Below are 14,569 nucleotides of genomic sequence, written 5' to 3'. Positions count from 1 at the left end.
ACACAAAAAAACGGCCTCTGATCAGAGGCCGTTTTGATTTGGGCGAAGAATTCTTTACCCAGCCGTCACGCCAATGCCTTTGAACTCGCCGGTGGCAATGCGTTTTTCCCATTCAGCAGGACCCGTGATGTGCGCGCTGGTGCCCCCTGCATCCACCGCCACAGTGACAGGCATATCCACTACATCAAACTCGTAAATCGCTTCCATGCCGAGGTCGGCAAAGCCCACCACTTCAGCGTGTTTGATGGCCTTGGATACCAAGTAGGCAGCGCCGCCTACGGCCATCAAGTAAGCCGACTTGTGCTTCTTGATGGCTTCAATCGCAGTGGGGCCACGCTCAGCCTTGCCCACCATCGAGATCAGGCCGGTTTGCGCCAGCATCATCTCGGTGAACTTGTCCATGCGGGTGGCTGTGGTGGGGCCTGCGGGGCCCACCGCTTCATCGCCGACTGGATCCACCGGGCCCACGTAATAGATCACGCGGTTGGTGAAGTCCACAGGCAGCTTCTCGCCTTTGGCCAACATGTCTTGAATACGCTTGTGAGCCGCGTCGCGACCGGTCAACATCTTGCCGTTGAGCAGCAAGGTCTGGCCGGGTTTCCAGCTGGCAACTTCGTCTTTGGTCAAGGTGTTGAGGTCCACACGCTTGCTCTTTTGTGTGTCGGGTGTCCAGTTCACGTTGGGCCACAGATCCAGCGAGGGCGGGGTGAGGTACACCGGGCCCGATCCATCCATCACAAAGTGTGCGTGGCGCGTGGCGGCACAGTTGGGAATCATGGCAATCGGCTTGCTGGCCGCGTGGGTGGGATACATCTTGATCTTCACATCCAGCACGGTGGTCAAGCCACCCAAGCCTTGCGCACCAATGCCCAGTGCGTTGACCTTGTGGTAGAGCTCCAAGCGCAATTCGTCGACTTGGCTGAGCTTGTCGCCTTTGCTGGACCTCTCCAACAACTGGTACATGTCCAGGTCGTCCATCAGGCTTTCTTTGGCCATCAGCACCGCTTTTTCAGCGGTGCCGCCAATGCCAATGCCCAGCATGCCGGGTGGGCACCAACCCGCGCCCATGGTCGGCACGGTTTTGAGCACCCAGTCGACCACGCTGTCGCTGGGATTGAGCATGTACATCTTGGATTTGTTTTCGCTGCCGCCACCCTTGGCCGCCACGGTCACGTCGACCTTGTTGCCGGGGACCAGCTCGGTGAAGATCACGGCCGGTGTGTTGTCTTTGGTGTTCTTGCGGGCGAACTGAGGGTCGGCCACGACCGACGCACGCAGCATGTTGTCGGGGTGGTTGTAGCCACGACGCACGCCTTCGTTGATGGCGTCGTCCACGCTGCCGCTGAAACCTTCCCAGCGCACATCCATGCCGATCTTCAAGAACACGTTGACGATGCCAGTGTCTTGGCAAATCGGGCGATGACCGGTGGCGCTCATCTTGCTGTTGGTCAAGATTTGGGCGATTGCGTCCTTGGCTGCCGGGCTTTGTTCGCGCTCGTAGGCGCGGGCCAAGTGCGCAATGTAATCAGCGGGGTGGTAGTAGCTGATGTATTGCAGTGCCGCAGCAACCGACTCAATCAGGTCTTCTTGGCGAATCGTGGTCATGGTTTAAAAAATCCTCAAGGCTTCTTATTTGACGGTCAAGACCCAAGCGGCCAACTTGTGGGCTTCGGCATCGTTGACTTGCGTGTTCGCAGGCATGGGCACGGGGCCCCACGTGCCTGCACCGCCTTTTTGAATTTTGCTGGCCAGTTTGTCGACAGCTGATTTATCGCCGGCATATTTCGCGGCCACGTCTTTGTAGGACGGACCTACCAGTTTGCGGTCGAGTGCATGGCAGGCCATGCAATTTTTAGAGGTGGCCAGGGCCTGGTCTGCCAGCACCGGTGCTGACAAGGTGGTGGCACAGAGAAGGCCAAACAAAACGCGTTTCATAAAGTGTCCTTTGAGGTCAAGGGAGGTCGATTCAGTAGTCGTCCAACACCGCGCCTTTGCTGGCGCTGGAGGCGTTGAAGGCAAACTTGGCTTGCACGCCACGGGTGTAGCGCGGTGCGGGGGCTTTCCAGCCGACTTTGCGCTGGGCCAGGGTGGCGTCGTCGATGTTGAGCTGCAGCAGCAACTGACGTGCGTCGATGGTGATGGAGTCACCCTCGTGCACAAATGCAATGTTGCCGCCCGCAGCGGCCTCAGGCGCTACGTGGCCCACCACCATGCCCCAAGTACCGCCCGAGAAGCGGCCATCGGTGATCAGGCCAACGCTTTCGCCCAAGCCAGCACCAATCAAGGCGCCTGTAGGGGCCAGCATTTCAGGCATGCCTGGGCCGCCTTTGGGGCCGAGGTAGCGCAAGACCATCACGTCACCAGCTTTGATCTTGCCGTCCAAGATGGCTTTCAGCGCTGACTGTTCGTCGTCAAACACGCGGGCGGGGCCGGTGATGACGGGGTTCTTCAGGCCGGTGATCTTGGCCACCGCGCCTTCGGGCGACAAGTTGCCCTTGAGCACCGCCAAGTGGCCTTCGGCGTACATGGGGTGGGTGATGGGGCGGATCACGTCTTGGTCAGCGCGCGGCACATCGGGAATGTCTTGCAGGGTTTCTGCAATGGTTTTGCCGGTGATGGTGATGCAGTCGCCGTGCAGCAGACCTGCAGCCAACAAGGTCTTCATGACCTGGGGAATGCCACCGGCGTTGTGCAGGTCAACGGCCAGGTACTTACCGCTGGGCTTCAAGTCGCAGATGACGGGCACTTTGCGGCGCACGCGCTCAAAGTCGTCGATGGTCCAATCCACGCCAGCGGCGTGTGCGATGGCCAAGAAGTGCAGCACGGCGTTGGTGGAGCCACCGGTGGCCATGATCACAGCGACGGCGTTTTCCAAGGACTTCTTGGTGACGATGTCACGAGGCTTGAGGTCTTTTTTGACGGCTTCGATCAGCACCTTGGCCGATTCTTGGGCCGAGTTCATCTTTTCGTCATGGGGGTTGGCCATGGTCGACGAGTAGGGCAGGGACATGCCCAGCGCTTCGAAGGCGGAAGACATGGTGTTGGCGGTGTACATGCCACCGCATGAACCGGTGCCGGGAATGGCGCGCATTTCGATTTGGTGCAGGTCTTCGTCGCTCAACTTGCCTGCGGCGTTTTCGCCCACGGCTTCAAACACGCTCACGATGTTGAGGTCTTGGCCTTTGTAGCGTCCTGGCAAGATAGTGCCGCCGTACACATAGATGGCGGGCACGTTGGCGCGCAACATGCCCATCATGCCGCCGGGCATGTTCTTGTCGCAACCACCCACCACCAGCACGCCGTCCATCCACTGGCCCTGCACGCAGGTTTCGATGCAGTCCGAAATCACTTCGCGGCTCACCAGCGAGTACTTCATGCCTTCGGTGCCCATGGCCATGCCATCCGAGATGGTGGGGGTACCAAAAATTTGCGCATTGCCACCAGCGGCTTCGATCGCAGCCACGGCTGCATCGGCCAGCTTTTGCAAACCGCTGTTGCAGGGCGTGATGGTGCTGTGACCGTTGGCCACGCCAATCATGGGTTTGCCAAAGTCGCTCTCTTGGTAGCCCATGCCGTAGTACATGGAGCGGTTGGGAGCGCGCGATTTACCCTCGGTGATGTTGGCCGAGCGACGGTTGATTTTGATGGTTTTGGTGTCCATGGTGGCTCTGTGTAGGTCGTGAGACAGCAAGTTTACCCGCCACCAGAAGGGCACTCGGGGCAGGCACAATCACGCCATGCTGATGCACCCTTCGATCGATCCTGTTGCTTTGCAACTCGGCCCCATGGCCATTCACTGGTATGGACTGACTTACTTGGCCGCATTTGGCTTGTTCATGTGGCTGGCACGTTTGCGACTCCAACACGCACCTTATGCGCAGTTGGTGGCGCAAGGCGTCTGGTCCCAGCAAGACATTGAAGACTTGTTGTTTTACGGCGTAGTCGGCGTGATCTTGGGGGGGCGCATCGGGTACTGCCTGTTCTACAAACCGGGCTACTACGCCGAACACCCGCTGGAGGTATTGGCCTTGTGGCAAGGCGGCATGAGCTTTCATGGCGGCATGTTGGGTGTTATCTCGGCCATGGCCGTGTTTGCCTGGCAGCGCCAGCGTCCTTGGCTACTGGTGACTGACTTCATCGCACCTTGCGTGCCAACGGGACTGGCGGCCGGACGCGTGGGCAATTTCATCAACGGCGAGCTGTGGGGCAGGGCCGCAGACCCTGCGCTGCCTTGGGCCATGGTGTTTCCACAAAGTGGCAGTTGGATGCCGCGCCATCCCTCGCAGGTGTACCAATTTTTAGGCGAAGGCTTGCTGCTGTTTGCACTCATGTGGCTCTACGCCCGCAAGCCACGCCCGGTGGGGGCTGTGTCTGGCGCGTTCTTGGTTGGCTATGGCAGCTTTCGGTTCATGGCCGAGTACTTCCGTGAGCCCGATGCCCACCTCGGCCTCTTGGCGCTCAACATGAGCATGGGCCAATGGCTGTGCGTGCCCATGGTGGTGGTGGGCGCATGGCTGTGGGCGCATGCACTAAAAGTGTCCAAGGTTTAAGGGAAAGTCCCTGCCTTTTAGGTATTTTCGGTACGGTCTTTGACTTCATAATTACGCGTAATTACAAGGTTGTTTGGGGGGCTATTTCTCATGCGCGTGGTACATCACTCTTTGCACAACGATGTGGCTTCCCAGCTGCGCGCGCGCATTTTTGATGGCCAATTGCCCCCTGGCAGCTTTTTGGATGAGGTGGCTTTGTGTGCCCAGATGTCTATTTCCCGCACCCCTTTGCGTGAGGCGCTGAAAGTACTGACAGCCGAGGGTTTGATTCGTCATGAGCCACGACGTGGTTGCTTTGTGAACGAAGTCACCGAACAAGACCTGGACGATATCTTTCCCGTGATTGCTTTGCTCGAAGGGCGTTGCGCGTTTGACGCAGCGCGACATGCCAGTGACGCCGATTTGCAAGCGCTAGAAGTTTGGCACCAACGCTTGCAAACGCATGCACAAGCGGGCCATATCAATGCTTACTACGAAGCGAATTTCGCCATCCATGAAGCCATCATTCAACTGGCTGACAACAAGTGGTTGGCACAAGCCATTGCCGATTTGCGCAAAATTTTGAAACTGGCCCGCTTGCAACAGTTGCACGCGCCGGGCCGTTTGGCGCAAAGCCTGTCAGAACACCAGGCGGTCTTCGCTGCCATCCAGGCGCGAGACCCCGAGGCGGCAGAGCGCGCCATGCGCAACCATTTGCTACAGCAACGCGAAGCCCTGCGTGACTTGGCGCGCAGTCAGCGGCGGGTATTGACGGCATGAATCGACACAGCAAAGGACCGCTATGAGTGCAACGACTTGGTTGAACAGCAAATTGAACCTGCTGCGCAACGCCGCACCCGCGAGTGAAGCACCGCAAGTGCAAGATCGCTCGACCCGCGAACGTTTGGATGCCACCTTGCGCCACAACAAAGAGGCGTTGTCCCCACGTTCATTGCGTCGCACCTTGACCTTGCTGCAAGCGGTGGTTGACCCACGCGTGAGCGAAGTCGAAGGCGGCCGACGTGCCAAAGCGTTGGCCGAGTGGTACGCCGGCGCGGCTGAAAACGAGCGCCATGACCTGTGGCTGCTGATCAGCGAACAGTTTGGTCCAGATGCCACCAAGGTGCGCGCTGCCCGTGACGACTACGACGCAGCCTTGGGCACCGCCGACGAAGGCACGGCAGAAATCCGCCTACGCCGCGCCTTGGTGTCGCCGCGTACGCGCTTGCTGCAACGCTTTGCGGCTTACCCAGGTGGCATGCGCTTCTTGGTCGATTTGCGTGCGGAACTGCTGCCCAACCTTAAAAGCAACAAGCGGTTGTTGGCCTTGGACGCCGAGTTAGAAAACCTGTTTTCCACCTGGTTTGATGTGGCATTTCTAGAGCTGCGCACCATCAGCTGGGATTCGCCTGCCTCGTTGATTGAAAAGCTCATCAAGTACGAAGCGGTACACGACATTCGCAGCTGGGCCGACCTGAAAAACCGGTTGGACAGCGACCGCCGTTGCTATGGTTTTTTCCACCCTAGCTTGCCCAATGAGCCCCTGATCTTTGTGGAAGTCGCTTTGCTCAACGAGATGGCCGACAACATCATGCCCTTGCTCGACGAGGGCGCAGCCCCCGAGGATTTACAAAAGTCTAGCGTGGCCATTTTTTACTCCATCAGCAACACACAAGGCGGCTTGCGCGGTGTGAGCTTTGGCGACTCATTGATCAAGCGTGTGGTGGAAACCTTGCGCGCTGAATTTCCCAAACTCAAAACATTTGCGACCTTGTCGCCCATTCCTGGTTTGCGCTCTTGGTTGACCAAGAACCTCGAAGACATATTGACCCAACTCAACGACAAAGAGTTGTCTGCCTTGGGCCGAGAGATCAGCTTCGAGCCCCCCACGGCTACCCACGTGCTCGCTGCCATAGAGCAGCCTGTGGTGTTGGCAGCCCTGTCGGCCAAATCACCCTTGCGTTTGTTTCTCACCCGATGTGCCGCCCATTACCTCGGGCGTGGAAAACAGGGCGACCAAATGCTCGACCCGGTGGCCCGTTTTCATCTGGGCAATGGTGCGCGTATTGAGCGCATCAATTGGTTTGCCGACCCGTCATCCAAAGGCATCAAGCAGTCACACGGGTTGATGGTCAACTACCTTTACGATCTCAAACGCATCGACAAACACCGCCAACTCTTGGCCAAAGGGCAAGCCCCAGCGTCCAGTGAGGTCGAGGGCTTTTACTTTTCATGACGCAGACATCACAACACAGGAGACATCCATGAAAGAACGACAAATGAACGATGACCAACACCTCTTGGCTTCTCGCCGTGATGTGCTGCGTTGGGGCAGTGCAGGCCTCGCCGCTTACAGCTTTGGCGTTCAAGCCGACCCCAACTGGCCCAGCAAGCCCGTGACCATGGTGGTGCCGTTCCCAGCGGGTGGGGGCACTGACGCCTTTGCGCGTCCCTTCTCGGCCCAGTTTGCCAAGCAGTCAGGCAAGACCTTGGTGATCGACAACCGGGGTGGCGCGGGCGGCAACTTGGGCGCAGGCATTGCTGCCAAAGCTGCGCCTGATGGCTACACCTTGTTCATGGGCGCGGTACACCATTCCATTGCACCCGCCATGTACCCCAAACTCGAATACGACTTGGAGCGCGACTTTGTGCCCCTGGCCTTGATGGCCGTGGTGCCCCAGGTGCTGGTGGTCAACCCGAAAAAAGTGCCCGGCGACTTCAAAGCCTTCATGGCGCAGCTGCGCAGCAACCCTGGGCGCTTGAACTTTGGTTCGGCAGGTGGCGGCACCTCGCACCACTTGGCCGGTGAGCTCTTCAAGCTGCAAACCAAAACCTTCATCACCCACATTCCTTACCGGGGTGCGGGCCCTGCCTTGCAAGACCTGATTGCTGGCAATGTGGACATGATGTTTGACGGCTTGGGCTCTTCGGCTCAACACATCAAAGGTGGGCGCATCAAAGCCCTCATGGTGTCGGGCAACAAACGCAACGGGGCCTTTCCCGATGTGCCATGCGCCGCTGAGCTGGGCTTGCCCGACTACACCGTGACCACTTGGTACGGCCTGTGGGCACCCAAAGGCACACCCGCCGAAGTACAAGCCCGCGCGATTGAAGAAGTGCGCAAGGCCTCAACGGCTGAGGACATCAAAGTGGCATGGGCTCAGAACGGCGCTGAATTTCCCAACATCACGGGCCCGCAATTTGGCACCTTTGTGAACAACGAAATCAAACGCTGGGCTGCTGTGGTGAAAGCCTCTGGCGCCAAGCTCGACTGACCCTGACTGAACCTTTGACACTCCGGAACACCCGATGAACCACAACCTGTTCGCGGCCCTGCGCGCCGCATTTCCTTCTGACTTGAATGCCACCGCGGTCGAAACCGAAGATGGCCTGTTTTACAGCTGGCGCGACCTGGACCGCGCCAGCGCCATGATGGCCAATTTGCTGACTTCACTCAAACTGCCGCGTGGCGCGCGTGTGGCTGTACAGGTCGAAAAGTCGGTCGAAGCCATGATGCTCTACCTCGCCACCTTGCGCGCAGGGCTGGTCTTCTTGCCGCTCAACACGGCCTACCAAAGTGCCGAGATCGAGTACTTCGTGGGCAACGCCGAACCCTCGGTGGTGGTGTGCAGTGGCGCCAACTTTGGCTGGGTCAGCAAAATTGCCTTCAAAGCGGGCACGGCCCATGTGTTCACCTTGAACGACGACCGCACCGGCACCTTGCTGGAGCGTGCGGCGCATTGCTCAGACCAACACGCCGTGGTGCAAAACAAGGCCGATGATTTGGCCGCCATTTTGTACACCAGCGGCACCACCGGGCGCAGCAAAGGCGCCATGCTGTCGCACCACAACTTGCTCAGCAATGCACAAACCCTCAAAACCTATTGGGGTTGGAAAAAAGGCGATGTGTTGATTCACGCCTTGCCCATCTTCCACGTGCACGGTTTGTTCGTGGCCATCCACGGTGCGTTGCTGAATGGCAGCAAGATGTTCTGGATGTCCAAGTTCGACCCCAAGCTGGTGATCGCCAAAATGCCTGAAGCCACGGTGTTCATGGGCGTGCCCACGTTGTATGTGCGCATGCTGGCCGAGCCCACGCTCACGAAAGCCCAGGCTTCGCACATGCGCTTGTTCATCGCTGGTTCCGCGCCTTTGTTGATCGAAACCTTCCACGAGTGGCAGCAACGCACGGGTCACACGATTTTGGAGCGCTATGGCATGAGCGAAACCGCCATGCTCACCTCCAACCCTTACCAAGCCGATGCGCGCTACCCCGGTCAAACCGAGCGTCGTGGTGGCACGGTGGGCTTCCCCTTGCCGGGCGTGAGCTTGCGGGTGCAAGACGACCAAGGTCACAACTTGCCCGTGGGCGAGATTGGTGGCATCCAGGTTAACGGCCCCAATGTGTTTGCCGGTTATTGGCGCATGCCTGAAAAAACCAAAGAAGAGTTCACCGCCGACGGTTACTTCAAGACCGGTGACGTGGGCAAGGTGGACGAGCGTGGTTATGTGGTGATCGTGGGCCGCAGCAAAGACTTGATCATCAGTGGCGGCTACAACGTGTACCCGGCCGAGATTGAGGGCTACATCAACGAGATGCCGGGCGTGGCCGAGAGCGCGTTGGTGGGTGTGCCACACCCCGATTTTGGTGAGGTGGGTGTGGCGGTGGTGATTGCCAAGCCTGGCGCGAAGGTGTCTGCCGAGGCGGTGATTGCGGGTTTGAAGTCGCAGTTGGCGAATTTCAAAATTCCGAAGAAGTGTTTTGTGGTGGATGCGCTGCCGCGCAACACCATGGGCAAGGTGCAGAAGAATTTGTTGCGGGATCAGTACAAGGCGTTGTTTTAATTTTTGGCGTGCTGCTGGTTGACTTCTGTTGTGGCGCTTCGCCAAGGCGATCAGCCAGTACCCGCTGCGGCTCCTCGCTGCGCTCTTGATGTCGCCACATCGGGCACTGACTGCTCGCCTTGGCTTCGAGGGTAGGTTGGCGTGCTGTGGTGGCGTGCGAAGAGCGAGTGGCAGAGGGCTTCACATGGCGACATTAAGAGCGAAGCGAGGAGCCATGTGAAGCCCTCTGCCACTCGCTCCCCACAGGAAGTAAAAAAGCGAGCAGCAGTGGGAGGCCCACCACAACTCGGTTCGCCAGAAAAAAACTAAATCGAAGCCGCGTTCACCCGTTGCGTGATGTGCGCCAAGGCCTCTTCCACTTGGTCAATCAAGATCAAGCACAAATCGCCTTTGTTCAAACGCTCCATGGCCCGGTCAATCGCCAAGAACTCGCCGTGAATCTCGTCAATGTGGGTGGTGCGCTTGGCACCTTCCAAGCCCTGACGCAGCAAGCCCAACACCTCGCCATCGACACGGCCACGCTGACACGCGTCTTGGTACAGCACCACGTCGTCAAACACCTCGCCAATGATGCGGGTCTGCTCGCGGATGTCATCGTCGCGGCGGTCACCCGCGCCGCTGATCACCACGCTGCGGCGCTGGGCGGGCAGGTTGGTCACAGCTTGCACCAGCGCCTTGATGGCGTCTGGGTTATGGCCGTAGTCGGCAATCACGGTGGCGCCTTTGTAATCGAACACGTTGAAGCGTCCAGGCACGGCGTGGCTGTCGCTCACAAAGGTGGCCAGGCCTTTGCAGATGGTTTGCCACGGCACGCCCACGGCCCACGCCGCAGCGATAGAGGCCATGGCGTTTTCAATCTGAAAGCCAATCGCACCGCTGCGCGTGACGGGAATTTCTGACAGCGGAATGCGCACCGAGTGGTTGCCTTGCATGCACACAATCTGGTCGTCTTCCACAAACAACACACGCTTGCCTTGGGCGCGGTGGGTGGCGATGACAGGGTGGTGCGAGTCCAAGCCAAAGAAGGTCACCTGGCCTGGGCAGTTGCCCGCCATGGCTGCCACGATGGGATCGGTGGCGTTGAGCACGGCCACGCCAGAGGTGGCCACGTTTTGCACGATCACGCGCTTCAAGACCGCCAGGTCTTCCACGGTGGAGATGTAGTTCAGCCCCAAGTGGTCGCCCATGCCAATGTTGGTCACCACGGCCACTTGGCAGCGGTCAAAGGCCAAGCCTTCGCGCAGCATGCCGCCACGCGCGGTTTCCAGCACCGCAGCGTCGACATCGGGGTGCATCAGCACATTGCGTGCGCTGCGCGGACCACTGCAGTCGCCGCTGTCGGTTTGACGGCCGTTCACATACACGCCGTCGGTGTTGGTCATGCCCACGCGCAAACCGTGCGCACGCAGCAGGTGTGCGGTCAGGCGCACAGTGGTGGTTTTGCCGTTGGTACCGGTGACGGCAATGACCGGAATGCGGCCATCGTCGCCATCGGGAAACATGGTGGAGATGACGGCTTCGCCCACGTCACGGCCTTTGCCAAATGAGGGGTTGAGGTGCATGCGCAAACCGGGGGCAGCGTTGACTTCGACCACGCCACCGCTTTGTTCTTCGAGGGGACGCAACACCGATTCGCACACCACGTCCACACCACAAATGTCCAGCCCCACCATTTGGGCTGCGGCCACAGCGCGCAGGGCAACTTCGGGGTGCACATCGTCGGTCACATCGGTGGCGGTGCCGCCGGTGGACAGGTTGGCGTTGTTGCGCAAGATCACGCGCGCGCCTTTGGCCGGTACCGAGTCGGCGTCGTAGCCTTGCTCTTTCATGCGCGCCAAGGCGATGTCGTCAAAGCGAATTTTGGTCAGCGAAGTGGCGTGGCCTTCACCACGGCGGGGGTCGGCATTGACCAACTCCACCAACTCGCGCACGGTGTTTTTGCCATTGCCCACCACCAGCGGCGGTTCGCGGCGCGCGGCAGCGACCAGTTTGTTGCCGACCACCAGCAAGCGGTAGTCACTGCCGGGCAAGAAGCGCTCCACCAGCACCTCTTCGCGGAACGAGGCAGCGGTGTTGTAGGCCTCCATCACACCTTCGCGGGTGGTGATGTTGACAGCCACGCCTTTGCCTTGGTTGCCATCGCGCGGTTTCACCACCACGGGCAGGCCAATTTCCTGGGCTGCTGCCCAGGCATCTTCAGCGTTTTTGACGGGACGCCCAAGAGGCACGGGCACACCTGCGGCGTGCAACAGTTTTTTGGTCAGTTCTTTGTCTTGCGCGATCGATTCGGCAATGGCGCTGGTGGCGTCAATTTCTGCGGCCTGAATGCGGCGCTGTTTGCTGCCCCAGCCCAGTTGCACCAAGCTGCCTTCGGTCAAGCGGCGAAACGGAATACCGCGCGCCAAGGCCGCGTCCACGATGGATCCCGTCGAAGGGCCAAGGCGGATGTCCTCGTCCAAGCCATGCAGTTGGTCTATGGCGGCTTCCACATCAAACGGTGTGTTGTTCAAGGCCGCCATGCAGAGGTCGCGAGCCAGCTTCATGGCCAGACAACCCACCTCTTCTTGCGTGTACTCCACCACCACCTGGAACAAGCCTGCTTCGGGAGTGGAGGTGGTACGGCTGAAGGTGACAGGGCAACCGGCTTCGATTTGCAAATGGAGCGTGGCGGCTTCGAGCGCGTGCGCCATGGTGAGCTTGACTTTGCGGTCGGTGGGACGCAGGCTGCCAACGCCCGGAAACAGATGGCGCAATTGGTTTTCAAAGTCAGGGTGCTGGCTCAGATCGGCTTGGTCGCCGTCGCAGCGCACCATGGCTTCCACCGCCGTGTGACGGGTCCAGAGGTTGGGACCGCGCAGGGCGCGGATACGAGAAACTTCCATCAGCCATTCATCCTTGCAACGTCTTTGGCGACTTGGTGGGCAGCTTGCCCAAAATTTTTCAATCCCGCACGAATCAGCAGCGGGGCAATGTCCAGCGACCAAGCGGTCGCCACGGCGGCCAGCAGCGTGGTGATGTGCAAGCCATCTTTGAGCAAGCGTGCGATCAACTCCAAGTCGAGGTGGAACAACAAGGTTTCTTGGTCGCCGCGCGCCAAGGCCACATGGCCTTCTTTGCAGTACACGGCGCGTCCACCTTGCTGGCGATGCGCCACCAAGATCGGGTTGTCGCTGTCCTTGCTGTAAAAAATCACTTCGCCGTCGCTCAGCTCGGCCAAGCCAGCCACCGCTGCATCGTCGGCATTGAGCACGGCTGCACCGGTGGGCAGCACCAGGTCGACCTGCGTGCGAACGACGGTGCGCATTTGCTCCGGCGTTTGGATGTCGTGCAATTGAATCAGCACGTCATCGGTGGCGGGCATGTCGGTGACCACGCCCACTTGGCAGCGGTCGTAGGCCAGGCCTTCGTTGAGGATGTGCAGGGGCGAGCTTTCAAACACCGCAGCGTCCAGCGCACGGTTGATCAACAAGCGCTCGGCCACGTCAAAGCTGCGCCCGTCTTGGGTGCCCACATGGTGTTGGTCCATGTACAAACCGTCTTGACAGGCCAAGCCGGTGCGTTTGCCTGAGAGGTGCAACAACCAGGCCACCAGCTGCGAGAGTTGGGTGGTTTGGTGTGTCCCCACAATCCCCACCACAGGAATGCGGCCCGATTCGTTGGGACCAAACAAATGCTCCACGATGGCTTTGCCCACCGGTCGAGGTTGACCGCTGGCGGGTTTGATGTGCATCAGCAAGCCGGGGCCTGCGTTGACCTCGATGATGGCACCACCGGTTTGCTCCAGAGGGCGCGTGATGTCTTGTGTGACGATGTCGATGCCGGCAATGTCGAGCCCAATCACACGCGCAGCCAAAGTGGCCACAGCGGCCACGTCGGGGTGCACCTGGTCGGTCACGTCAATGTTCAAGTTGCCGTTGCGTTGCACCACCACGCTTTTGCCTTTGTCCGGCACGCTCTCGGGCTCGAAGCCTTGACGCTGGATTTCCAGCAGCGACATCTCGCCACGTGGACTGCGCAAGCGAATGGTGTCCAGTGGGTAACCCTCTGACTCTCCACGGCGCGGGTCAATGTTGACCTGCAATTCAATCAGTTGCTCAACGGTGGAGATGCCGTCGCCAATCACGCAGGCGGTTTCGCCACGGGTGGCGGCCACCACGCGGTCACCCACCACCAACACGCGGTGTTCGTCGCCACGCACATAGCGCTCTACCAACACGCTACTGCCTTCTTTCTCGGCAGCGGTCCAGGCGGCGCGCACGCCGACTTCGGTGTTCACGTCCAGCGACACGCCCCAGCCACGGTTACCGTCCAAGGGCTTGACCACCACGGGCAGACCAATGTCTTGGGCTGCTGCCCAGGCCTCGTCGGCACTCTCCACCTGTTGGCCTTCGGGCACCGGAATGCCGCATTGCGTCAACAAGCGTTTGGTCAAGTCTTTGTCGCTGGAAATACTTTCGGCAATCGCGCTGGTGCGGTCGGTTTCCGCTGTCCAGATGCGGCGTTGGCGTGCGCCATAGCCCAGTTGCACCAAGTTACCTTCGGTCAAACGAATGAACGGGGTTTTGCGCTCCACGGCGGCGTCGACGATGCAGGCGGTGCTGGGGCCCAAGCAATGTTTGTCGGCAATTTGCTTCAAGCGGTTGATGGTGGCCGCCATGTCGTGTGGCAGGTTGTTGGCTGCCGCCATGACAATTTCACGAGCAGCCAAAAAGCTTTGACGGCCCAGCTCTTCATGCTCGGTACGAAACACCACTTTGTAAACACCGCGCTTGCTGATCTCGCGGGCTTTGCCAAACTCGGCGCGTGCGCCGGCCAACAACTGCAATTCGATGGAGACGTGCTCCATGATGTGGCCCATCCAGGTGCCACCCACCAAGCGGGTCAAAAAGCCGCCACGATGACCCACACCGCAGTGGTGCTCCACCAGTCCAGGCAGCCAAGCGTTGAGGCGGTCGTTGAAACCCTCGATTTTGTTGGAAGGGTGGTCTTCCATCTCGCCCAGGTCGATCAGGGCTTCAATGATGGGACGGTAGGTCCAGATGTTGGGCCCGCGCAAATAGTTCATGCGCAAAATTTGGATGTCTTTGAAGGCCATGGTGTCAGCGCAAGGTGTGGGGGACAAGACAGGCAGCGTTCGCCAAAGAGGCGGCGATACAATGATTTGCAATCGTGCTCGGGTGCAACAAAGTCTTGGC

General features: G+C 59.4%; 10 protein-coding genes. 5 read left to right on the top strand and 5 right to left on the bottom strand.

The features are described from left to right. Positions 1-54: 54 nt before the first annotated feature. Genes B9Z41_RS05630 through ilvD form a run of 3 tightly spaced genes read right to left on the bottom strand, consistent with a single transcriptional unit; the run spans position 55 to position 3,661 of the window. Entirely contained in the window at positions 55-1,605 is a 1,551-nt protein-coding gene (locus B9Z41_RS05630) for a fumarate hydratase (protein ID WP_100146024.1), read from the bottom strand. 24 nt (positions 1,606-1,629) lie between these two features. Continuing rightward, on the bottom strand, positions 1,630-1,935 hold the full coding sequence (locus B9Z41_RS05625; RefSeq protein ID WP_100146022.1) for a c-type cytochrome: 306 nt from the start codon (positions 1,933-1,935) through the stop codon (positions 1,630-1,632). 31 nt (positions 1,936-1,966) lie between these two features. After that, positions 1,967-3,661, bottom strand: coding sequence for a dihydroxy-acid dehydratase (gene ilvD, locus B9Z41_RS05620; RefSeq protein WP_100146020.1), 1,695 nt, complete (start codon positions 3,659-3,661; stop codon positions 1,967-1,969). Positions 3,662-3,737: 76 nt separating this feature from the next. Between ilvD and lgt the strand changes: the two genes are divergently transcribed. The 5 genes from lgt (at position 3,738) to B9Z41_RS05595 (ending at position 9,374) form a co-directional block, all read left to right on the top strand. After that, entirely contained in the window at positions 3,738-4,550 is an 813-nt protein-coding gene (lgt, locus tag B9Z41_RS05615; protein ID WP_100146018.1) for a prolipoprotein diacylglyceryl transferase, read from the top strand. A 90-nt stretch (positions 4,551-4,640) separates the two neighbouring features. Beyond that, on the top strand, positions 4,641-5,309 hold the full coding sequence (locus B9Z41_RS05610) for a GntR family transcriptional regulator (RefSeq protein ID WP_100146016.1): 669 nt from the start codon (positions 4,641-4,643) through the stop codon (positions 5,307-5,309). Positions 5,310-5,331: 22 nt separating this feature from the next. Next, positions 5,332-6,765: a malonyl-CoA decarboxylase gene (locus tag B9Z41_RS05605; RefSeq protein ID WP_100146014.1), complete on the top strand. Its 1,434-nt coding sequence runs from the start codon at positions 5,332-5,334 to the stop codon at positions 6,763-6,765. A gap of 28 nt (positions 6,766-6,793) precedes the next feature. Then, positions 6,794-7,804: a tripartite tricarboxylate transporter substrate binding protein gene (locus B9Z41_RS05600; RefSeq protein ID WP_100146012.1), complete on the top strand. Its 1,011-nt coding sequence runs from the start codon at positions 6,794-6,796 to the stop codon at positions 7,802-7,804. Positions 7,805-7,838: 34 nt separating this feature from the next. Beyond that, positions 7,839-9,374: a malonyl-CoA synthase gene (locus B9Z41_RS05595; protein WP_100146010.1), complete on the top strand. Its 1,536-nt coding sequence runs from the start codon at positions 7,839-7,841 to the stop codon at positions 9,372-9,374. A 305-nt stretch (positions 9,375-9,679) separates the two neighbouring features. Here the strand turns inward: B9Z41_RS05595 and cphA (B9Z41_RS05590) are convergent, their stop codons facing one another. Both cphA (B9Z41_RS05590) and cphA (B9Z41_RS05585) read right to left on the bottom strand, forming a co-directional pair. Then, positions 9,680-12,256 (bottom strand): cyanophycin synthetase, encoded by a 2,577-nt coding sequence (gene cphA / locus B9Z41_RS05590; RefSeq protein WP_100146008.1) that lies wholly within the window; start codon positions 12,254-12,256, stop codon positions 9,680-9,682. Continuing rightward, positions 12,256-14,496 carry a cyanophycin synthetase gene (cphA, locus tag B9Z41_RS05585; RefSeq protein WP_233202542.1) on the bottom strand — a complete coding sequence of 747 codons (2,241 nt, stop codon included), beginning with the start codon at positions 14,494-14,496 and terminating at the stop codon, positions 12,256-12,258. The genes cphA (B9Z41_RS05590) and cphA (B9Z41_RS05585) overlap by 1 nt, the downstream gene beginning before the upstream one ends. Positions 14,497-14,569 lie beyond the last annotated feature (73 nt).

The organism is Limnohabitans sp. JirII-31 (assembly GCF_002778315.1).
Taxonomy (GTDB): domain Bacteria; phylum Pseudomonadota; class Gammaproteobacteria; order Burkholderiales; family Burkholderiaceae_C; genus Limnohabitans.
The sequence above is the reverse complement of the archived record's forward strand: the minus strand, read 5'-3'. Positions and strand labels throughout refer to the sequence as shown.

Excerpts from the sequence above, each read along its gene's own strand:
- lgt (WP_100146018.1), top strand. The coding sequence starts at position 3,738 with ATGCTGATGCACCCTTCGATCGATCCTGTTGCTTTGCAACTCGGCCCC.
- B9Z41_RS05610 (WP_100146016.1), top strand. The coding sequence starts at position 4,641 with ATGCGCGTGGTACATCACTCTTTGCACAACGATGTGGCTTCCCAGCTG.
- B9Z41_RS05600 (WP_100146012.1), top strand. The coding sequence starts at position 6,794 with ATGAAAGAACGACAAATGAACGATGACCAACACCTCTTGGCTTCTCGC.
- B9Z41_RS05630 (WP_100146024.1), bottom strand. The coding sequence starts at position 1,605 with ATGACCACGATTCGCCAAGAAGACCTGATTGAGTCGGTTGCTGCGGCA.
- cphA (WP_100146008.1), bottom strand. The coding sequence starts at position 12,256 with ATGGAAGTTTCTCGTATCCGCGCCCTGCGCGGTCCCAACCTCTGGACC.
- ilvD (WP_100146020.1), bottom strand. The coding sequence starts at position 3,661 with ATGGACACCAAAACCATCAAAATCAACCGTCGCTCGGCCAACATCACC.
- B9Z41_RS05625 (WP_100146022.1), bottom strand. The coding sequence starts at position 1,935 with ATGAAACGCGTTTTGTTTGGCCTTCTCTGTGCCACCACCTTGTCAGCA.
- B9Z41_RS05595 (WP_100146010.1), top strand. The coding sequence starts at position 7,839 with ATGAACCACAACCTGTTCGCGGCCCTGCGCGCCGCATTTCCTTCTGAC.
- B9Z41_RS05605 (WP_100146014.1), top strand. The coding sequence starts at position 5,332 with ATGAGTGCAACGACTTGGTTGAACAGCAAATTGAACCTGCTGCGCAAC.